The sequence below is a fragment of the Streptomyces sp. NPDC049954 genome (assembly GCF_040656295.1).
In the GTDB taxonomy this organism is placed as follows: domain Bacteria; phylum Actinomycetota; class Actinomycetes; order Streptomycetales; family Streptomycetaceae; genus Streptomyces.
The window spans coordinates 32,732-53,171 of record NZ_JBFALS010000003.1 but is presented as its reverse complement, the minus strand read 5'-3'; the positions used below and the strand labels follow the sequence as shown (position 1 = coordinate 53,171).

Annotated in this window: 17 protein-coding genes and 1 pseudogene; 12 read left to right on the top strand and 6 right to left on the bottom strand. The window is 74.4% G+C overall.

Annotation, left to right across the window (positions count from 1 at the left end; genetic code table 11):
* Positions 1-132: 132 nt before the first annotated feature.
* On the top strand, positions 133-1,374 hold the full coding sequence (locus AB0J21_RS06745) for a molybdopterin-dependent oxidoreductase (RefSeq protein WP_363144761.1): 1,242 nt from the start codon (positions 133-135) through the stop codon (positions 1,372-1,374).
* A gap of 343 nt (positions 1,375-1,717) precedes the next feature.
* Here AB0J21_RS06745 and AB0J21_RS06740 read toward each other — a convergent pair whose 3' ends face one another.
* The 3 genes from AB0J21_RS06740 to AB0J21_RS06730 are packed head-to-tail and all read right to left on the bottom strand — an operon-like array spanning position 1,718 to position 3,911.
* Positions 1,718-2,500 (bottom strand): class I SAM-dependent methyltransferase, encoded by a 783-nt coding sequence (locus AB0J21_RS06740; RefSeq protein WP_363144760.1) that lies wholly within the window; start codon positions 2,498-2,500, stop codon positions 1,718-1,720.
* Positions 2,497-3,114 carry a DUF2064 domain-containing protein gene (locus AB0J21_RS06735; RefSeq protein ID WP_363144759.1) on the bottom strand — a complete coding sequence of 206 codons (618 nt, stop codon included), beginning with the start codon at positions 3,112-3,114 and terminating at the stop codon, positions 2,497-2,499. Before AB0J21_RS06735 ends, AB0J21_RS06740 begins: the two co-directional genes overlap by 4 nt.
* A complete protein-coding gene (locus AB0J21_RS06730) occupies positions 3,111-3,911 on the bottom strand; it encodes a glycosyltransferase family 2 protein (protein ID WP_363144758.1) in 801 nt (266 codons plus the stop codon). Before AB0J21_RS06730 ends, AB0J21_RS06735 begins: the two co-directional genes overlap by 4 nt.
* A 115-nt stretch (positions 3,912-4,026) precedes the next feature.
* Here AB0J21_RS06730 and AB0J21_RS06725 point away from each other — a divergent pair, with 115 nt between their 5' ends.
* Positions 4,027-4,764, top strand: coding sequence for a response regulator transcription factor (locus AB0J21_RS06725; RefSeq protein WP_363144757.1), 738 nt, complete (start codon positions 4,027-4,029; stop codon positions 4,762-4,764).
* A gap of 36 nt (positions 4,765-4,800) precedes the next feature.
* Positions 4,801-5,907 (top strand): HAMP domain-containing sensor histidine kinase, encoded by a 1,107-nt coding sequence (locus tag AB0J21_RS06720; protein ID WP_363144756.1) that lies wholly within the window; start codon positions 4,801-4,803, stop codon positions 5,905-5,907.
* 34 nt (positions 5,908-5,941) lie between these two features.
* Here the strand turns inward: AB0J21_RS06720 and AB0J21_RS06715 are convergent, their stop codons facing one another.
* A complete protein-coding gene (locus AB0J21_RS06715; RefSeq protein ID WP_363144755.1) occupies positions 5,942-6,931 on the bottom strand; it encodes an NAD-dependent epimerase/dehydratase family protein in 990 nt (329 codons plus the stop codon).
* Between the two features lie 86 nt (positions 6,932-7,017).
* Positions 7,018-8,673, bottom strand: a complete 1,656-nt coding sequence (locus AB0J21_RS06710; protein WP_363144754.1) for a DUF1565 domain-containing protein — start codon at positions 8,671-8,673, stop codon at positions 7,018-7,020.
* Between the two features lie 577 nt (positions 8,674-9,250).
* On the opposite strand from AB0J21_RS06710, the pseudogene AB0J21_RS06705 reads away from it, so the two are divergent.
* Positions 9,251-9,439, top strand: a pseudogene (locus tag AB0J21_RS06705) (LysR family transcriptional regulator); the annotation flags it as partial.
* 472 nt (positions 9,440-9,911) lie between these two features.
* Positions 9,912-12,383, top strand: coding sequence for a sigma-70 family RNA polymerase sigma factor (locus AB0J21_RS06700; protein WP_363144753.1), 2,472 nt, complete (start codon positions 9,912-9,914; stop codon positions 12,381-12,383).
* Between the two features lie 22 nt (positions 12,384-12,405).
* On the opposite strand, the gene AB0J21_RS06695 is transcribed toward AB0J21_RS06700, so the two are convergent.
* On the bottom strand, positions 12,406-13,221 hold the full coding sequence (locus AB0J21_RS06695) for an NAD-dependent protein deacetylase (RefSeq protein WP_363145203.1): 816 nt from the start codon (positions 13,219-13,221) through the stop codon (positions 12,406-12,408).
* Between the two features lie 339 nt (positions 13,222-13,560).
* Here AB0J21_RS06695 and AB0J21_RS06690 point away from each other — a divergent pair, with 339 nt between their 5' ends.
* From AB0J21_RS06690 to AB0J21_RS06660, 7 genes are all read left to right on the top strand, one after another.
* A complete protein-coding gene (locus AB0J21_RS06690) occupies positions 13,561-14,064 on the top strand; it encodes a hypothetical protein (protein WP_363144752.1) in 504 nt (167 codons plus the stop codon).
* 105 nt (positions 14,065-14,169) lie between these two features.
* Positions 14,170-15,768, top strand: a complete 1,599-nt coding sequence (locus tag AB0J21_RS06685; RefSeq protein ID WP_363144751.1) for a hypothetical protein — start codon at positions 14,170-14,172, stop codon at positions 15,766-15,768.
* 38 nt (positions 15,769-15,806) lie between these two features.
* Positions 15,807-16,511: an ABC transporter ATP-binding protein gene (locus AB0J21_RS06680; protein WP_363144750.1), complete on the top strand. Its 705-nt coding sequence runs from the start codon at positions 15,807-15,809 to the stop codon at positions 16,509-16,511.
* A complete protein-coding gene (locus tag AB0J21_RS06675) occupies positions 16,508-17,728 on the top strand; it encodes an FtsX-like permease family protein (RefSeq protein WP_363144749.1) in 1,221 nt (406 codons plus the stop codon). Before AB0J21_RS06680 ends, AB0J21_RS06675 begins: the two co-directional genes overlap by 4 nt.
* 4 nt (positions 17,729-17,732) lie before the next feature.
* On the top strand, positions 17,733-18,857 hold the full coding sequence (locus AB0J21_RS06670; protein ID WP_363144748.1) for a hypothetical protein: 1,125 nt from the start codon (positions 17,733-17,735) through the stop codon (positions 18,855-18,857).
* A 151-nt stretch (positions 18,858-19,008) separates the two neighbouring features.
* A complete protein-coding gene (locus tag AB0J21_RS06665; protein WP_363144747.1) occupies positions 19,009-19,644 on the top strand; it encodes a DNA polymerase ligase N-terminal domain-containing protein in 636 nt (211 codons plus the stop codon).
* Between the two features lie 95 nt (positions 19,645-19,739).
* Positions 19,740-20,390, top strand: coding sequence for an endonuclease (locus tag AB0J21_RS06660; RefSeq protein WP_363144746.1), 651 nt, complete (start codon positions 19,740-19,742; stop codon positions 20,388-20,390).
* Positions 20,391-20,440 lie beyond the last annotated feature (50 nt).

Sequence of the window (20,440 nt, the reverse complement as noted above, 5' to 3'; positions counted from 1 at the left end):
GTCTTCGTGCGGGTCACAGCGAAGACGGTAGGCCGGGAAGGGCCGCGGGGCGGGGAGGGACGGGCCGGACGTCAGCGTTTCGTCATGGGTCGCGGGCCCCGCGGGCGGGGTGTTCCGGCCTACCGTCGCGGCATGCGCGTCCCCTTCCGCTCCCCCGCGTCCGCGGACTTCTGGCGCAGTCCCTTGCGCGGGCCCCGCTTCACCTCGGTCCTCGGTCTCGTGCTGCTCCTCGGCGTCACCGTGCTGTTCGGGACGGGGCTGCTCTCGTACGCCGCGTACAACCCCGGCCTGTCACCGGTGAACGACAAGACCCCCGGCAAGGGCCTGCTGGGCCTGTGGCTCTTCGACTGGCCGACGCACCCGTACTGGCTGTACCGGCTCAGCCAGGGGGTGCACGTCACCTTCGGCATCACCCTGATCCCGGTGCTGCTGGCCAAGCTGTGGTCGGTGGTGCCCCGGCTGTTCGCGCTGCCGCCGCTGCGCTCGTTCAGCCACGCGCTGGAACGTGTCTCGCTGCTCCTCCTGGTCGGCGGTGGGCTGTTCGTGTTCGCGACGGGGGTGCTCAACGTGCAGCTCGACTACGTCTTCCCCGGCTCGTTCTACCCGCTGCACTTCTACGGGGCCTGGGTCTTCATGGCCGCGTTCCTCGCGCACGCGGCGCTCAAGGTGCCGACCGCCGTGCGCGAGGTGCGCGCCCTGCGGAACCCACGGCGTCCACGGCACGCGGGCGGGCTGGTGGCCTCGCGGCCGGATCCGCCGTCCGTGTCGCGGCGCGGGGCTCTGTGGTTCGTCGGCGGCGGCTCGCTGCTGCTGTTCGCCACGACAGCGGGGCGCGGTTTCGACGGTCTGCGCCGTACGGCGCTGCTCGCTCCGCACGGCGGCGCCGAACCCGGCGGTCCGGGCGGCTTCCAGATCAACAAGACCGCCGCCTACGCGGGCGTCCGTGCGGCGGAGACCGGCGAGGACGCCTGGCGCCTGACCGTCTCCGGGCGCGGCGGGACGGTCCGGCTCGCCCGCGCCGACCTGGAGCGTATGACGCCGCACCGTGCCGCGCTGCCCATCGCCTGCGTGGAGGGCTGGTCGACGTCCGACCAGGACTGGCGCGGGGTGCGGCTGCGGGACCTCGCGGCGCTCGTCGGCCACGCGGGCGAGGCGCCGGACGTGTTCGTCGAGTCCCTCCAGCGCCACGGCGCGTTCCGGCACGCCGCGCTGCGCGCCAACCAGGTCGCCGATCCGCGGTCCCTGCTCGCCCTGTACGTCAACGGCGAGGAGCTGTCCCCCGACCACGGTTATCCGGCGCGGATCATCGTGCCCGCCGCGCCCGGGGTGCTGAACACCAAGTGGGTGGCCCGGCTGACCTTCGGAAGGCTGTGACCATGGGGAGCGGGCGCGAGGGCAGGGCGGCGGCGTGGCGGACGCGGCTCGGCAGTCCCCTCGAACTCCTGCTGCTCGCCGCCTCGTTCGCGCTCGCCGCCTACGCGGGCGTACGGCTGTTCTCCGGCGACTGGTTCGGGGTGGCGCTGTGGATCGTGGGGGCGGCGCTGCTGCACGATCTCGTCCTGCTGCCGCTCTACTCGGCCGCCGACCGGGCGCTGCTGCGGGCGGCGGGGGCGGTGGGGCGGCGTCGGTGGGCCGGGTACGTACGGGTCCCGGCCGCGCTGTCCCTCCTGCTGCTGCTCGTGTGGTTCCCGCAGATCAGCGGGGCGGCCGCCGCGCGCTACCGCTCGGCGACCGGCCTGTCGGCGGACGGCTTCCTGGGGCGCTGGCTGCTGGTGACCGCTGTGCTCTTCGGTGGTTCGGCGCTGTTGCTGGCCCGGTCCGCGCTGCGGGCGCGCAGCGCGGCGAAGCGGCGTCCGCCCGAGGACCACTGAGCGACGGGGACGAGGCCCGCCCGGTCCGCGTAGCGCAGCACGGCCTCGGTGCCCAGCCGCGCCCAGGGGAAGGGGTGGCTGTCCACGCGCCCGCCGTGGGCGGCGGTGGCGTCGACGACCTGCACGTGGGCGCGTTCGTCCACGTCCACCGGCGCGGTCTCGGCGAGCAGCAGGCCGCCGGGCGCGAGGAGCTGGGTCACGCGCGCCAGGAGGGCCGGTGGTTCGCCGCCGATGCCGATGTTGCCGTCCATGAGCAGCACGCTGTTCCAGCGGCCCTCTCCGGGCAGCGGTTCGAAGACGGAGCGGCGCAACGCGGGGCCGCCGAGGCGTTCGGTGCGGTCGACGGCGGCCTCGCTGACGTCGACGCCGAGGACGGTGTGGCCGCGCGCGGCCAGTTCCGCCACGAGGCGGCCGGGACCGCAGCCGACGTCGAGGACGGCGCCCTCGCAGCGGTCGAGGACCTCGTGGTCGACGGCGTCGGCCCGCGCGCACCAGCGCTCCACCTCCAGCGGCAGCAGCCAGCCGTCGGTGCGGCGCAGGAAGAGCGGGCCCCGGCTCGCGCGCAGGGCGACGGCGTACGGGTCGGCCGTGGCCCAGGGCGCGGCGGCGGTCGCGACGGGTGCGCTCATGGACAGGCCACCGCCGCACACTCGGCCAGGCACGCGGCGAAGTCGCTCCCGGGGGCCAGGGCGGCGACGGCCCGCGCGTCGTCTTCGGTGTCGACGTCGCGCAGCGCCGGCAGTTCGCGGACCCGCAGTCCGGCGCCGGCGAGCCGTTCGCGCTGCGCGGCTCCCGTCGTGGGCGTCGACATGGGCACGCCGCGCACCAGTCCCGGGTCGGGTGCGGCCAGGCCGAGCGCCCAGAAGCCGCCGTCGGGGGCGGGGCCGAACCAGGCGTCGCAGTCGGCGAAGTCGACGCTCAGCAGTCCGGGTGTGACCTGCGGGGTGTCCATGCCGATCAGCAGGGCAGGTCCCGCGCACCCGGCGAAGGCGTCCGCGATCCGCTCGTCCAGGCCGCCCGCGCACTGCGGTACGACGTCGAAGCCGGGCGGCAGCCACGGCCCGGGCGCCCCGTCGAGGACCAGGACGCGCCGGGTGGCCGGGGCGGCGGCCACGGCGCGCAGGGTGTCCGCGAGGGCCGCCTCGGCCAGTCGCGCCGCCTGCACGGGGGTGAACGGCGGGGTGAGCCGCGTCTTGACCCGGCCCGGGAGGGGTTCCTTGGCGATGACGAGGAGCGTGGTCACCGTGTGCGTCCTTCCGGTGCGGGGTCCTGCGCAGGGTTCTGCGCAGGTGCGGAGTCCTGTGCCGGTACGCGTGCCGGTTCCGTCGCGGCGGCGGGGTTCCCGGGCGCGGCCTCGCGGGCGGGCGGCCGGGCCAGTACCCGGCGCATGTCCCGTACCGCGTGCCAGGTGCCGCGCCAGGTCCCGGTGACCTTCGACGCGCCGGTGCGCGGGAGGTAGGGCACGTCGTGCTCGGTGACGCGCCAGCCGGCGTCGGCCGCGCGCACCACCATCTCCAGGGGGTAGCCGCTGCGCCGGTCGGTGAGGTCCAGTGCGAGCAGCGCCTCGCGGCGGGCGGCGCGCAGCGGGCCGAGGTCGTGCAGGGCGAGGCCGGTCCTGCGGCGCAGCATGCGGGCGAGCACGCGGTTGCCGGCGCGGGCGTGGGCGGGCCAGACGCCCGAGGCGGTGGGACGGCGGCGTCCGAGTACCAAGTCGCTCTCCCCCGCGCGCACTTCGCGGACGAAGGGCACCAGGAGGGACGGGTCGAGCGAGGCGTCGCAGTCGCAGAAGCAGACGATGTCGGCGGACGCGGCCCGCAGTCCGGCCGCGCAGGCGGCGCCGAAGCCGCGTCGCGGCTCGGACACGACCCGCGCGCCCAGGTCGCGGGCGAGGGCGGCCGATCCGTCGGTGGACCCGTTGTCGACGACGAGGGCGCGCCACCCGGGCGGTACGCGTTCGAGCACCCAGGGCAGGGCTGCGGCCTCGTCGAGGCAGGGCAGGATCACGTCGACTGCCGGTGGTGGGTTCGTCACGGCTTTCATCCTAGGAACGAGGAACGGGCATTCCGGACTCTCGTTCCTTACGAAACACGGACGTCCCCGTCTCCCACGCCCCTGCCCCCGGGTGCGCGGCCCCCGGGGTGCCACGCTGGGGGGCATGCAGGAGTCACACGAGCCCACCGGGGCGGCGGCCCCCGGTACGCCGGCCCGGATCCTGGTCGTCGACGACGACCCGACCGTCGCCGAGGTCGTCGCGGGGTACCTCGACCGGGCCGGTCACGTCGTCGAGCGCGCGGGGGACGGCCCCACGGCCCTCGCCCGTGCCGCCGCGCACCGCCCGGACCTGGTGGTGCTGGACCTGATGCTGCCCGGCATGGACGGCCTTGAGGTGTGCCGCAGGATGGGCGCCCTGCACCGCGTCCCGGTCATCATGCTCACCGCGCGCGGCGACGAGGACGACCGCATCCTCGGCCTGGAGGTCGGCGCCGACGACTACGTCACGAAGCCCTTCAGCCCCCGCGAACTGGTGCTGCGCGTGGAGTCGGTGCTGCGCCGCACCCACCCGGACACGGACCGCCGCCCGGTGCGCGCCGAGGGCCTCGCCGTCGATCCCGCCGCCCGCAGGGCCAGCCGCGACGGCACCGAACTCGCGCTCACCTTGCGGGAGTTCGACCTGCTCACCTTCTTCCTGCGCCACCCCGGCCGGGCGTACAGCCGCGAGGAGCTGATGCGCGAGGTGTGGGGCTGGGACTTCGGCGACCTGTCGACCGTCACCGTCCACATCCGCCGGCTGCGCGGCAAGGTCGAGGAGGACCCGGCCCGTCCCCGCCTGATCCACACGGTCTGGGGCGTCGGCTACCGCTTCGGGCCGACGCCGCCCGCACCGCGTGGCTGACGGCCCGCCACGACGTCACCGAAGAACGGACCACCCGTGCACGACACCCTCCTCATCGCCCTGTACTCCTTCCTCGGGGCCGCCTCCACCGGTCTCGTGGGGGCCGCCGCGCTGCGTCTGCTGCGCCGCCGTTCGCTCACCGCCTCGCTCGCCGTCGTCTCCGCGGTCGGTGTCGTCGCGATGCTCGCCGGTACGCTCGCGGTGTCCTGGGCGATGTTCCTGTCCCCGCACGACCTGACCGTCGTGACCACGGTGGTGGCGATGGCCGCCGTCGTCTCCCTCGCCACCGCGCTCGTGCTGGGCCGCTGGGTCGTCGCCCGCAGCCATGAACTCACGCTCGCCGCGCGTTCGTTCGGTGACGGCGACTTCACCGCGCCGCACACCCCGGCCACCGCCGAACTGGACGAGCTGAGCCGGGAGCTGGCCGCCACCAGCGCGAGGCTCGCCGCCTCCCGGGAACGCGAACGGGCCCTGGAGGCGTCCCGGCGCGAACTCGTCGCCTGGATCTCGCACGACCTGCGCTCCCCCCTCGCCGGGCTGCGCGCCATGGCCGAGGCCCTGGAGGACGGGGTGGCCACCGAACCGGACCGTTATCTCCGGCAGATACGCACCGAGGTCGAGCGGCTCAACGGCATGGTCGGCGACCTCTTCGAGCTGTCCCGCATCCACGCCGGGGCGCTGCCGCTGAGCCCGGCCAGGATCTCCCTGTACGACCTGGTCGGCGACGCCCTCGCCGGGGCGGACCCGCTCGCGCGCGAACACGGGGTGCGGCTGGTCGGGGGCCATCTGGAGGCGGTGCCGGTCGAGGTGGACGGCAAGGAGATGAGCCGCGTCCTGGGCAACCTCCTGGTCAACGCGATCCGCCGCACCCCGGCCGACGGCACGGTCGCGGTCGGCGCGCGAAGGACCCCCGAGGGCGCCGTCGTGTCCGTGACGGACGGCTGCGGCGGCATCCCCGAGGAGGACCTGCCGCGCGTCTTCGACACCGGCTGGCGCGGCACCCACGCCCGGACGCCCCCGGCGGGCGCGGGACTCGGCCTCGCCATCGTGCGGGGCATCGTGGAGGCGCACCGGGGCCGGGCGACGGTCCACAACATCCCGGGCGGCTGCCGCTTCGAGGTCACCCTGCCGACGGCGCCCTGACCGGGCCGGGGACCTCTCCGGGCCCTCGCCCGCGCTACCCCTCGCGCGTGAACTCCCGCATCCCGTCGGCGAAGGAGACCTCGGGCTTCCACCCGAGTTCCGCGCGCAGCCGCGCCGAGTCGGCGGTGATGTGCCGGACGTCCCCCAGCCGGTACTCCCCGGTCACCACGGGCTGCGGACCGCCGCACGCCCCGGCCAGGGCTTCCGCCAGCTCCCCTACCGTGCGGGGCGTTCCGGAGCCCGTGTTGTACGCGCGCAGCGTGCCGCCGGCCGGATCGGCCTCCAGCGCGGCCACGTTGGCCGCCGCCACGTCCCGTACGTGGACGAAGTCCCGCCGCTGCCGCCCGTCCTCGTAGACGCGGGGTGCCTCGCCGCGCCCCAGCGCCGACCGGAAGAAGGAGGCGACGCCCGCGTACGGCGTGTCGCGGGGCATCCGCGGTCCGTAGACGTTGTGGTAGCGCAGCGACAGCGCGGTCCCGTCCGTGCTGCGCGCCCAGGCCGCGGCGAGGTGCTCCTGGGCGAGCTTGGTCGCGGCGTACACGTTGCGCGGATCGGCGGGCGCGTCCTCCGCGACCAGCCCGGGCACCACCTCGGCCCCGCACCGAGGGCACCGCGGCTCGAACCGCCCGGCGTCCAGGTCGCCGGCCGCCCGGGGGCCCGGCCGCACCACCCCGTGCTCCGGGCACGTGTAGCGCCCCTCGCCGTAGACGACCATCGAACCGGCCAGGACGAGCCTGCGCACGCCCGCCCCGGCCATGGCCGACAGCAGCACGGCCGTCCCCAGGTCGTTGCGGGAGACGTATTCGGCCGCGTCGGTGACCCCGTTCCCGAGGCCGACCATGGCCGCCTGGTGACAGACGGCGTCCACCCCGGCCAGGGCCGCCGCGACCGCCTCCGGATCGCGTACGTCGGCGCCCGGCTCGCGCCGCACGTCGAACACGAGGGCCTCGTGCCCGCGAGCCGTCAGGGCCTCGACGACATGGGACCCGATGAACCCGGCACCGCCGGTGACCAGTACACGCATGGCGCCACGCTAGGGCCGCGACGGCGGCGAAGCGGCCTGCGGGGACCACACGTCACCGTTCCGTAAGGGGGCCGCCGGCCCGGTGCTCAGGAACCGGAGCGGGCGTGGCCACCGGGCTTGCGGCGGCGCCACAGGAGCAGGCCGGCGCCCGCGGCGAGGGCGGCCACCCCGGTGAGGGCGGGGGCCGCGTCGAAGCCGGTGGAGGCCAGGGAGTCGTGGGCGCCGGGTGCGGGGGTGGCGGGTGCGGGGGTGGCGGGTGAAGGCGTTCCGTCCTGCGCGGACCGCGCGGCGGTCTCCCCCTGCGCGGAGGGCCGGCCCTGCGGCTTCGCGCCGGTCGTGCCGGCCGCACCGGGGGCGGCGCTCGCGGCCGGAGCGGAACCGGCGCCCGGGGTGCCGGCCTGAGCGGTCGCGCCCTTCGCGTAGGCGCCCCGGTCCCAGCCCTGCGCCGAGTCCCTGTCGCGGCCGGTGATGTCCTGCGGTACGGCGGGGAACGGCGTGCCGCTTCCCAGGGCGGGGGAGTTGGCGCCCGGGCGGAAGTCGGCCGCGGCGGGGTCGGTCGTGGGGTGGACCAGACGCGGGTCGGCGACGAGGTCGTGCGGCCCCTTCACCTCGGGCGTCTTGCCGCCGAAGTAGACGTTGTAGTCGTACGTGACGTCCTCGTTCTTGCCGTTGCTGTTGGTGGGCTCGCCGGGACGGACGGAGGAGACGTTGTTCAGCAGCCGCACGTCCCGGCTGTACGCGGCATAGATGTTGCCGTAATCCAGGTGCGGGGAGCGGGAGTTGTAGTACGCCGTGTTGTTGACGATGTCCACGTGCTGCGACTTGAAGCTGTGGATGCCGGAACCGCCGTTGTCGAAGGTGACGTTGTTGGCGACCAGGGTGCGCCCCTGGTAGTCGGCGCCGGTCCCCTCGGGCTTGTTCTGGTTGGTGTCGACGATGATGCCGTTGCCGTCCGAATAGCAGCCGCAGTTGCCCCACTTGACCTTGGTCTCGTTGCCGTACACCACGTTCCCGGTGATCCGCATCTTGTACTTCTGGGGGTCGCCGGGGCTCGCGTCCAGCGCGCGCAGGAAGGAGATGCCGCTCGTGGCGTAGTGCGTGTACCAGGAGGTGTCGTGGACCTTGTTGTGGTCGACCGTCACCTCGTCGGCGTCGATCGCGGAGATACCGGCCCCCGGGCAGTGGTGCACCTCGTTGCCGGTGACGAGTACGTCGTGCGGGGCCGGTCCGCTGTCGCCGTCCCGGTGGATGTTCAGGCAGTTGGTGTTGTAGCGCGGGTCGTCGCGTCCGGCGTTGCGCTCGGCGTCGGCGAGGCTGATCCGCGAGGAGTCGCCCGCGATCTCCAGCCCGGAGATGACGATGTGGGAGGCGCCGGCGACGTTGACGCCGTTCCAGCTGTTCACCGGGTGGATGACCGGCTTGCTGCCGGGGTGCGCGCGGTAGGTGATCGGCTGGCCGGCGGTTCCGGAGCGCTTGATGACGAGGATGTCGCGGCCGGGCGCCGACTCGGTGTACGTACCGCCCATGATCGACACGGTGTCGCCCGGCTTGGTGCGGTCGGCGGCCTTCTGGAGGGTCTTCAGCGGGGCGCTCTCGGAGGTGCCGGAGTTCGTGTCGGAGCCCGAGGGGCTCACGTAGTACGTGGTGGACGCGGCCTGGGCGGGGCCCGCCGCGAACAGCCCCAGGGGCGCCGCGAGGACGCCGAGGGCGAGGAAGGGGCGGAGCGGATGCGTTCGGTTCATGGTGGGTGCCTTTCGGTAGGCCGTGGGTGGGGGGGTGCCGAGGGCCTGCGGTGCGGGGTGGCCCGGGCCAGTGGTGCGGGCCAGTGGTGTGGGCCAGTGGTGCGGGCCGTGGTGCGGGACCGTCCGGGCAGGCCGGACGGAGGGCCGGCCGACTGGGGGGGAAGGGAGAGGGAGGGGGGAGGGGGAGGAACGCGGCGACACTAACGCCGTGGAGGGGAGTGGAAGCCGGGTGTCGCAGCCCCGGAGCCCGCCGCGGCAGCCTTCATGCCCGGCCCCCTGCCTGTGACCACCGCTCTGACCTGGCCTTATAAGAGGACGTGCACAGTACTTCTGATTCAGACGGGCTTGTGATCAATGACGGTCACGCGCAGCGGAGCGGGGTCCGCGGCCGCCGGGCACCCCTCGAAGCCGCCCCGAAGCCCCCGCGAGATCGCGTGAACAACTTCTGCGGATTTCTGTTACGCCGTGGTGCACGCGCGGGTCTGTGCAGGTGAGAGGCCGGAATACGCCGGCCGGACCGGAGGAGTCACCGATGCCTTTTCCCCCTGCGGCCGAGATGTCCGGGCCGCGAGCCGCCATGAACTGGGACGACCTGACGGCCTTTCGCGCCGTGGCCGAGGAACTGAGCTTCACGCGGGCGGCGGCGCGGCTGCGGGTGGCGCAGCCCGCGGTGTCCCAGCGGGTGCGGCGGCTGGAGAAGACGCTGGGCGCCCGGCTCCTGGAGCGGACCACACGCCGGGTGTCGCTCAGTCCGGCCGGGCGCGCGCTGGCCCACTGGGTCGACGAGACCGAACGCCAGTGGCTCGGCGTACGCACGGCCGTCGCGGCCCTGGCCGGACCGGGCAGGACGCCGGACGGTGGGGGGAGGGTGCCGGGCGGACCTGGCGGGACGGGCGGGACGGCCAAGGCACCGGGCGGTACGGGCAGGGTGCCGGGCGGGACGACCGGCCGCCTTCCGGGAAGCGGCCCGCGACCCGGCGTGCCCAGCCGGAGCGGGGTCACGGACGGGAGCGGGGCCCCGGCCCGGAGCGGGGCCCGCAGCGGGGACCCGAACCCCAGCGGCATCCCCGCCCTCACCCGCGTCGCCGCCCACGGCGGCGCCCCCGCCCTCCGGAAGTAGCCTGGCGCCCCCACCCCTGTACAGCCCCCACCCCCGTACACCAGGACGTACGCCCCCCCACCCCCCACAGCCTGCGGCACCCCGAGCGGACCGCCGCACGAACAGCAGGAGACGGACCGTGCCCCTTGTTGACGACGCGCTGACGCGGGCGGCCCAGAGAGGTGACCAGGCCGCACTCGATCAACTGCTGCGCTCCAGCCTGCCGGTGGTGTACCACGTGGCGGCCCGCAGTCTGCCGCCCGCCGACGCCGACGACGTGGTGCAGGAGACGCTGATCAGGGCGGTCCGGGGGCTGCCCGGGCTGCGCAGACCGGAGCGGTTCAGCTCGTGGCTGCTGTCGATAGCCCTGCGCGAGACGCGGCGCCGAGGGGCGCAGTTGAGCACGCAGCGCGCCTGGCTGACCGAACTCGACGTGGACCGCGTGGAGCGTGCCGGACAGGTCGCGGGCGAGAGTGACGACCGGCTCGTGGAGCGGGTGGAACTCAGCCGTCAGCGGCAGGCGTTCACGAGAGCGGCGGCATGGCTGGAGCCGAAGGACCGTGAGCTGCTCGACCTGTGGTGGCTTGTGCAGGCGGGAGCGATCGAGCGGGCCGATCTGGCCCCCGCGCTCGGGGTGTCGGCCGCCCACACGCGGGTCCGTCTGCAACGGATGCGGAGCCGGCTGGACACGGCCCGGCACATCGAGGAGGCCGTCGGGGCGGCGGCCGGCGGCGCGGGGTGCCCGTCCCTGGCGGATCTGGTGCGGGACTGGCCGCGCGAGCGGTCCGCCCTGTGGCGCAAGCGGTTCGCCCGGCACATCGACCACTGCCCGCGGTGCCGCTCCACGGCGAAGGCGCTCGTGGCGCCCGAGATGCTGCTGGCGTCCTTCCCGCTCCTGGTCCCCCCGGCCCACCTGGGCCACTCGGCCCTCACCGCCTCGACGGGCGGGGGCGCGGCGGCGGCAGGTCCGGTGGCGTCGCCAGGGGGTGCCGTACCCGGCGGGGCCGGACACCTCCGGCCTCTCGCGCAGGCCGTCATGGCCAAGCCCTCCCTCGTCGCCGCCGTCCTCGGTCTGACGGTGGTCGCCGGGGTGGGTCTCGCCGTGGCCGTCTTCCATCGCGACGAGCAGCGGCCCGCACGACCGGTCGCCGCCGCCCCGCGCACGCAGGCCGCGGCGCCGGCCTCCGGGGAACCCACGCCCACCCGCAGCCGCCCGCCCCGGCCGAAGCGGACGTCCCCCACTCCCGCTCCTCCGCCCTCCGCCCCCTCGCACTCCCCGGCACCGCTGCGGCCGGGCGGGGTCGGCGCGGGCAGCGGAGGCCCGTCCTGGTCCGGTACGGAGATGCCGCCGACACAGGGCGGGCGCTACCTCTACGTGGGGCCGTCCGGGGACGACGGGGCGGACGGGCTGTCGCGCGCGAGCGCCGTACGCACCCTTCAGCGCGCCGCGGGCCTGACCCGGCCCGGCGACACCGTACTGGTGGTGGGCGGGACCTACAGCGCACCCGGAGCGTCCTCGGTACTGGGCATCGACACCTCCGGGACGCCCGGCCACTGGATCACGTACGCCGCCTATCCCGGCACCCGGCCGCTGATCCGGGCCTCGGGCTGGCAGGGCATCCACGTCCACGCCTCGTACGTGACCGTGTCGGGGTTCACGGTGCGCGGCAACAGCGAGGAGCTGACGGCGGCGCAGCGGGCGCGGGCCCGCAGCGGTGACACGCACGACCAGGCCCTCAACGGCAACTGCATCGCCGCCGACGAGCAGCGGACGGCCCAGCCGCCCCGCCGCCCGCACCACGTGCGGATCTGGGGCAACACCGTGACGCGCTGCCCGCTCGTGGGGATCAGCGCCCAGTTCGCGGACTACGTCACCGTCGCCTACAACATCGCGGCCCACAACTCCCGTTGGTCCCCGTTCGGCGGCAGCGGCATCTCCTTCAACAGCGCCTGGAACTCGGACGGGAACACCACCGCGTACAAGATGGTGATCAAGGGCAACCTGACCTACGACAACGAGAACCTCGTGCCGAGCGCCTCGGGGGACTTCGCGCGGATCACCGACGGCAACGGCATCATCGTGGACTCCTTCGACAACGCCGGCTTCCACGGCGCCCCGCTCCGTCAGGCGTCCTACACGGGCCGCACCCTGATCGAGGACAACGTCAGTTACGACAACGGCGGGCGCGGCGCCGTCGTCTACCGCAGCGGGCGGGTCGACCTCGTCCACAACACGCTGTACCACAACGTGCGCAGCGCGGAGCTGACCAGCGATCTGACGGCGGTCCACGCCTGGGACGTCACGGTCACCGGCAACATCGTGGCCGCCGCCCCCGGTGAACGGGCCGCCGACTTCTCCCCGTCCGGGCGGTCCCGGTTCAGCGGCAACCTCCTCGTGGGCGACTACTCGGCCGCCACCGGCCGTGGCACCAACCGGGGCGGCGACCCGCTCTTCGCCGATCCGGGCGCGGGCGACTTCCACCTCCGGCCGGGCAGCGCCGCGATCGACCGGGGCGTCCCCGACGAGGCCCCCGAGGAGGCCCCCGCCCTGGACGCCGACCGTCTGCCGCGGGACGGGCACCCGGATCTGGGGGCGTACGAGCACCGGTGACCGGGCGCGGCGGCGCGGGCCGTCACCCTTCGGCGGGCCGCCGGGCTCCGAGCCGCTCCACGAGGGCCGGGAGGACCGACCCCAGAGGCAGCGCGACACGGAGACCGGCCCGGTCGTCCCCGCGGGTCGCGCCCTGGTTCACGATCGCCACCGGTCTGCCCGCCTTCGCCGTCTGCCGGACGAAACGCAGTCCGGACATCACGCTGAGCGAGGAGCCGAGGACCAGCAGGCCGCGTGCCGCGTCGACCAGGTCGACGCAGCGCTGGACCCGGGGCCGGGGCACGCTCTCGCCGAAGAACACCACGTCCGGCTTGAGCACCCCGCCGCAGGCGGCGCACGGCGCGATCCGGAAGGAGCGCACGACGTCCTCGGGCAGTTCCACGTCACCGTCCGGGTTGACCCGTCCCTCCCCCGCGGCGGCGAAGTCCCCGTTGAGGCCGCGCAGCCGCACGTCCAGCTCCGCCCGCGCGGTGATCCGCCCGCAGTCCAGGCACACGACCCGGTTCAGGCCCCCGTGCAGTTCCACGGCCTCCCGGGTCCCGGCCGCCCGGTGCAGCCCGTCCACGTTCTGCGTGATCACCGCCGACACGTGCCCGGAGCGGCGCAGCGCCTCGACCGCGCGGTGCCCCGCGTTGGGTTCGGCCCGCGCGATGCGCCGCCACCCGGCGTGACTGCGCGCCCAGTAGCGACGGCGCCCCTCCTCGGAGCCCGTGAACTCCCCGTACGTCATAGGGGTGTGGTGCCGCAGCGTCCCGGAGACCCCGCGGTAGTCGGGGATGCCCGACTCGGTGGACAGCCCGGCACCACTGAGGACGACGATCCCGCGCCCCTCCAGCATCCGGGCCAGCTCCTCGACCTCGGGCACGGCCGAGGCGTCGGGGTCGGGAAACGCGGCGGAGAACGAGGCCATGCCTCCAGGCTACGGCCTCCCCGCCCCTCCCCCCTGCCCACCGGAACCCTCCGAGGACCGCCCCCCGACGGACCCGACGGACCACCCCTGCACGGGCACACGTTCGACCATTCCACCCCGACTCAACCGCTTTGCCCACATGATCGACTTTATGAGAAGGTTGCGCCCACTTCGCGCGCCGGTCTGCCACCACTGGCCGGACGCCTCCGCCGGAGCCGTCCGGGGCTCTGCGCGGGCAGCGGGACACCACGGGGAAACGGGGACAACATGAAGATTCGAGCAGCTCGCACCCGCCTCATCGCGGGCGCCGCGAGCGCGGTCGCTCTGAGCGCCGGTCTCCTCGGGGCCGGCCCGAACGCGCACGCCACCAGCGATTCCGGCTCCTGGAACATCCCGGGCGGGAACAGGATGTCGGTGAACGCCTGGCACTGCGGCACCTATGTGACCGCGTGCGACTGGAAGGCGTCCACGAAGATGCAGGGCACCGCCCCGAGGAAGGCCCAGTGGATCAAGAACGTCGCCGATCTTCAGGCCCACGGAATCCGGGTGAGCATCACGATCTCGAAGAACCCGGAGGCCACGCTCAAGATGGTCAACAGGGCGCTCGGCCGTGTGACCTGGAAGAACAGCGGGACCTGGATCTCCGACACCAGCGGTCAGATGCGTCCCAGCAAGACGACGACGTACGTGTCCACCAAGAGCTGCGGTTCCGCTCAGATCACCAGCAGGATCAGGTTCAGCACGAAGTGCGCCTACGCCGGGGCGGCCTGAGCGCGCACGGCCGGACACAAGGACTCCGAAGTGACATCCCTTCGCCGGTTGCTGCCGGTGATCCCCCTCTGGTTAGTACTCGGCTCCTGTGCGTCCGGTGACCACGTGTCCGGCCGGACGGACCCGGAAGCGGGGCAGTACTTCCAGGCCCTGGTCAGCTCACAGAACGGCCTCTACTACCACCCCTTTCTGAGGAACGAACCCGCCGGTGTCGAGGCCCAGTCCTACGCGCTCGCGGCGCTGGCGGAGACCGGTTCCGCACCACGGGTCTCCCTCAATGATCAGGAGCAGTCGGCCCTGCACGAGGAAGCGGTGGCCATGTCGGCGCTGTGGGGCCGCTACTCGCTCATCGCCTTCCGGCGGGCCGGGGCGAGCCGTGTGCTCGGCCCCTCGGACGTGGAGGCCGTACGGGGGCTGCGCCGTGAGGACGGCCTCTACCAGGACCCCGACCTCGACACCCGGGACACCGCCGCCCTCGTCGGCAGTACCTGGGCGGCCCTCGAAGTCCTCCACGCGGTGGGCGCCCTCGAAGACCTGCCCGCCGACGCGATCTCGGCGACAGCCGGCCGGTTGAGGCGACTCGCGGACTCCACCGAGGACCTCTCCGAGGCCGGGGCCCTGGCCACCTCCCTGCGGTTGCTGTCGCAGCCCGTACCGGAACATCTCGCGCGGCTGAGGGCGCCGTCCATGGAGCGCTTCACCTCCCTGAGCGCGGACGAACGCACGGCCCGGCTCGTCGACACCTACGGCTACGTACAGGTGCGGGAGTCCTCGGGCGAGCGCCCCGTCCTGGACACGGCCGCCTGGCGCCAGGTGCTGCGCCACAACGCGGGCACCCTGGACTACGAGCAGTTGTTCTACGCCGTGCACATCCTGCGGTCCACGGGACCCGCGGAACCCGCTCTCGACGCTGCCCGCCGCCGTCTGGAGGGCAACCGTCTCCGCAACGGAACGGTGCGTGATCCCGACACGTACTCCGGCAGTCTGGACGCCTCCCTGTGGGTCGAACGACTGCGTTCGCTGGCCGGCTGGACGACGCGGGACCGGAGGCTGACGCTCGCGCTGGACGACACGGCCCGGTCCGCCGGTCACGGACCGGACGACGACGGGGACCGCGCCCGCGCGGCCTTGCGCCGCCTTGCCGGACCACCCGGCCGCCCCACGGCGAGCCCGGCATGCGAAGACCGGCGCCTGCTCCCCACACCCCTGACCGTCGACAACGCCCCCCAGTGGCAGCGCGGAGTCATGGAGTGCGTGGAGGCGGGCGGCTCCGTACCGGTGCCCACCGTCCGCCGGTGGCGGCTGAACACCCCATCGCGGGTGGCGGCCGTCGCGGCTCTCGTCGTGGGTCTGCGCTCCGCGCACCACGGGGACGCCGTCCCGGACTGGGTCACCGCGAAGGCACTCGCCCCGTGGGCCAGGAACCCGGCGCGGTTCACCTCCGTCCACGACTACGCGCAGGTCGTCCGGGCCCATCTGATACTCGGCGGCGACCTCGAAGACGGCCTCCGATCAGCCCTGCGCCGAGGCGTCGGCCCGTACAAGGGGTGTCCCGGCACCCCCGACCTCTACCGGACCGGCGGCCCGGACCCCGGATGTGATCTGCGGACCACCTGGGCGGTGTGGGCCCTGGACCGGCAGACGCGCGGCGCGCTCGGCGCCCTGCCCCCCAGTGCCGCCCCAGCGGCGACGGAAGGAAAGTGACAGGTGGACAGCGAAGAGCCGACCCGGGAGGCACGCGCGTGAACGTACCTCTTCGGGCGGAAGCCGTGGACAAGTCCTATTTCTCGCGCGGACGCAGAATCGACGTGTTGTCGGGGGTCAGCCTCGACGTTCACGCCGGTCGGATCAGCGCGCTGACGGGGCGTTCCGGCTCGGGCAAGAGCACCCTGCTGCACGTTCTCGGGCTGCTCACCCCGCCCGGCTCCGGACGGATCCTGCTCGACGGCCAGGACGTGACGGGGCTGCGGGACGCCCGACTCGCCGATCTGCGCCGGCACGAGCTGGGGTTCGTCTTCCAGTCGTCCAACCTGCTGCCGCAGCACTCCGCGCTGGACAACGTGGTGCTGCCCTCGGCGCGGCGCCGCGGCGCCGCGCTGCGGCGCGGCCGTGAGCTGCTGGAACGGGTGGGGCTCGCGGAGCGGGCGGAGCACCGTCCCGGCGAGTTGTCCGGCGGCGAGCAGCAGCGGGTGGCGCTGGCCCGGGCGCTCGTCAACGACCCGCGGGTCGTCCTCGCCGACGAGCCGACCGGCAGCCTCGACGGACACAGCGAGCAACTTCTCCTGGGGCTCTTCCGCGAACTGGCCGACGAGGGAAGGGCAGTGGTGATCGTCACGCACGACCGGGCCGTCGCCTCGGTGGCCGACGCCGTCTCGCATCTCGCCGACGGAAGGCTCGACACGACCGGCGCCCAGACGCCCGCACCCCGAGAGGCGGACGCCGTATGAGCCTGCTGCGACTCGCCGCGTCCAATGTGATCGCCCTGCGCCGCCGCCTGTACGGCCTGGTCGTGCTGGTGGCCCTCGCCGTCGCGGTGTGCCTGGCGTCCACGGGCATCGCCGACCACGCGCAGGAGGCCACCGACCGGGAGGTGCAGGAGAGCTGGGCCAACCGGAGCGTCAAGGTCGATCAGGGCGACGACGACCGGTCCGGCACCGGACCACTGACCGCGAACACCGAGAAGAGGCTCGCGGCACTGCCCGGGGTGGCCGCGGTCCAGCACCGCGCGCAGGTGTCCTTCGGGCTGAAGGACGATCGGGTGAGCGGGGTGCTGCTGTACGCGACGACCCACCGGGCCGCGATGTCCCCGCCCGTCCTCGACTCCGTGCGCCCGCACCTGTTCCCGCTGCGCGCGGGCGAGATCGTCCTCCCGGCCAGGGCCCAGGGGGAGAGCCTGCGGTCCGAGCTGGGGCGGAGGGTGGGCGTCGAGACCACGCGCTACCTGGCCCGGGGCCAGGGCACCGGCGTCTCCGACACCGTCCGCGTCGTCGGACTGTACGACCCCGCCTGGCAGTTGGACGGCCCCGATGCCGCGTACGCCGACGACGCGACCGTACTGCGCTGGGCCGCGGCCAAGGCCGGGATGCCCGCCGAGAGCTTCCTGCGCACGGTCGGCTGGGACCAGTTGACGGTGGTCGCCACCTCCTCGGACCAGGTGGCCTCCGTACAGCGCCGGATTCAGGGACTCGGTCATCCGGCCACCACCCTGCGCCAGGAGCTGGACGCGCTGCCCTCGGTCCTCGAACTCGTCCGGACGGTGGGCAGGGTCCTGGTCGTGGTCCTCGGGCTGCTCTCCTTCGCGGGCGCGGCCACGGTGACCGGGGCGCTCGCGCGGCAGCGAGTGCGTGAGATCGGCATCCTGAAGGCCGTCGGCTTCCGTACGCGGTCGGTACTGGGGCTGCTCGTCCTGGAGGCGGCACTGGCCGGTGCGACGGCCGCGCTGCTCGGCACGGTGCTGGGTGCCGCGCTCAGCGGTGCGGCGACCGCCGTTCTGCGGGGCCGGGCCGATACGGCCGCGTATGTCGGCCCGGTCGTCGCCCTCCCGGGCGCCGGAACCGCCCTGGCCCTGGTCGGCGCGCTGTTGCTGGTCGTCGTCGCGGGGGCGCTGTTGCCGGCCCGGCGGGCGGCGGCGCTCTCTCCCACCGATGCGATGAAGGACTGGTGAGCCGATGAGCGGGTACCGCAGGGGGCGCGCGCCGGGCGGCCGGCGCGGGTGGGGCGGGGTGCTGTCCTCGGGGGTGCTCGGGCTGCTGGCCGTGCCGGTCCTGGCCGGGTGCACGGCGGGGCCCGGCGGGGTGGAGCTGGGCACGGACTGGAAGGGCGCCCGTTCCTTCGTCCTGTCAAAGGTGGGCGGCGAGTTGACCGTGGTCGGCGTGAACCCGGACCGGGGCACCGCGGAACCGCTCGTCGTCGTCCCCGCGCAGGCCGATGACGACGACACCCTCGCACCGCAGATCGTCCGGCTCGCGGACGGCAGGTGGATGATCGCGGTCCCGCGCTCGGGCGGGAAGCCGGACCGCCTCTACCGGCTCGACCGCGCGGACCGGGCCGTGGCCGCGCAGGGCGCCTCTCTCGCGGCGGTCCACGGACTGTTCCCGGGCCGCAGCAGGGTCGCCGTCGTCCCCGGGCTGCCGGACGGAGGAGGCCAAGGGGAGACGGAGGGCGGCGGGGACGGGAAGGGGCGTGGCAGCACGATCCTGGTGGAGAAGCCCGTGGACTGGGCCACCGAACGTACGGTCCGGCTGCCCGGCACCATCGCGCTCGCCGCCTCCGATCCCGCCTCCGACTGGTTGTGCGTCACCAGGGACACGGGCGACGACGGGGGCCGGGCCCCGGTGGCCACGGTGGACCTGGTGGACGGGCGCGTCCGGGAGACCTCGCCCGTGCCGGAGGGCTTCCAGGTCCAGCAGCTCGCCTGCGCCGACGGAGTCCCGGTCCTCGCCGGCTCGTCCACGGGAACCTCCACCGGACCGGGGACGCTGCGGGCGGAGCGCAGGGGCGGGGCCCTGGTCGTCGAGGCGGACGGCGGACGCGTCGACCAGCTGGCCGTGGACCGTGACGGCTCGGTCGCGGTGGCGGTGTTCCACCAGGGCCGGGAGTACCTCGTCCTGCTCGACGCGGACTCGGGGAAGGAGACCTCGCGTCTGCGGCTGCCGGGGCTGACCGACGCGGACGGTCTCCGGCGCACGGGCGCGGGCTGGCTCGTCGTGTCGCAGGAGGGTGCGGTGGCCGTCGACCCCGCTCGCCGCGCGACCAGGGAAATCGCTCTGCCCGGGGAGCTGCTCGCCTCCTGAGCGCCCGGGGCCCGGTGTCACCGTGACACGTCCGGCCCCTTCCTTGCCCGCGCCCCTTGCTTCCCCGCGCTCGTTCCTTCCCGCGCGCGCCCGCGCCCGATCCGCGTCACAGTGAAGGTGCGAACCGGTTCCCTCCGGGAAGGGGCCTCGTATGGGGCAGTCTCAGCACGGGGACAAGGACGCGCGGCCGCTGTCCGTGTACCGCGGCCGACGCGATTTCGCGCGCACCGCCGAACCTGCGGGCCGGGACCGGGCGCCCGGTCCCGCGGCGCGTTTCGTCGTCCAGATCCACGACGCGCGGCGCATGCACTTCGACTTCCGGCTGGAGGTCGACGGGGTGCTCAGGTCCTGGGCGGTGCCCAAGGGGCCGTCCGGCGATCCGCGCGACAAACGGCTCGCCGTGCCCACCGAGGACCATCCGCTGGAGTACCGGACCTTCGAGGGGGTCATCCCGGCCGGGGAGTACGGCGGGGGCACCGTCATCGTGTGGGACCAGGGCACCTACCGGCCGCTGAGCCACGACAAGCACGGCGGGCCGCTGCCCTTCGCCGAGGCCCTGGAGCGCGGGCACGCCACCTTCTGGCTGGAGGGCGACAAGCTGCACGGCGAGTACGCCCTGACCCGGTTCCGTACCGGCGCCGACGGCGAGGAGGCCTGGCTGCTGATCAAGGCCAGGGACAAGGGACGCACCGCCCGCCCCGAACCGCACGGCACCCCCGACCCGCACCGGGCCCGCTCGGCCCGCACCGGCCGCACGCTGCGGCAGGTCGAGGACCAGCAGACCTGACCGGCCCCCACCGCTCGCATCCGCGGGCATCCGTACGAAGCTCGCATCCGCACGAAGCTCCTGTCCGCACACATCCGCACGAAGGGAGACCGCACGTGAGTGCTTCGCAGTCCGCCGTCGCCGCCACTCTCCTCGAACGGCACGGCCGCACCTACGCCCAGGACGCGGGGATCAGGCTCAAGGACACCCCGCAGCCGCTGTACCAGTTGCTCGTGCTCAGTTCGCTGCTCAGCGCCCGGATCCGGGCCTCCGTCGCGGTGGCCGCCGCGCGGGCCCTGTTCCACGACGGGATGCGCGGCCCGCGCGCCATGGCCGACGCGAGCTGGCAGGAGCGGGTCGACGCGCTCGGCGAGGGCCACTACCGGCGGTACGACGAGCGGACCGCGACCCAGCTCGGGGACGGTGCCGAGCGGCTGCTCGACGCGCACGGCGGTGACCTGCGGCGGCTGCGCGAGGAGGCGGACGGCGACGAGGGCGCGCTGCGTTCCGGGCTGCGCGAGACGCCCGGCATGGGCCCGGCGGGCGTCGACATCTTCCTGCGCGAGGCGCAGGCGGTGTGGCCAGAACTGGCTCCCCGCTTCGACGCCAAGGCGCTCCAGGGCGCGGAGCGGCTGGGCCTGCCGCAGGACCCGGACCGTCTCGCGCGGCTCGCCGGGGACGCGGGTCCGGCCGTGTTCGCCGCGGCGCTCGTCCGGGCCGCGCTGGAGAAGGACGTCGCGCAGGACGTGCTGGAGCACGCGGGCTGACCCCGGCCGGCTCGGCCCGACCGGCTTCCCCGCCTCACAGGTGAGCGGCG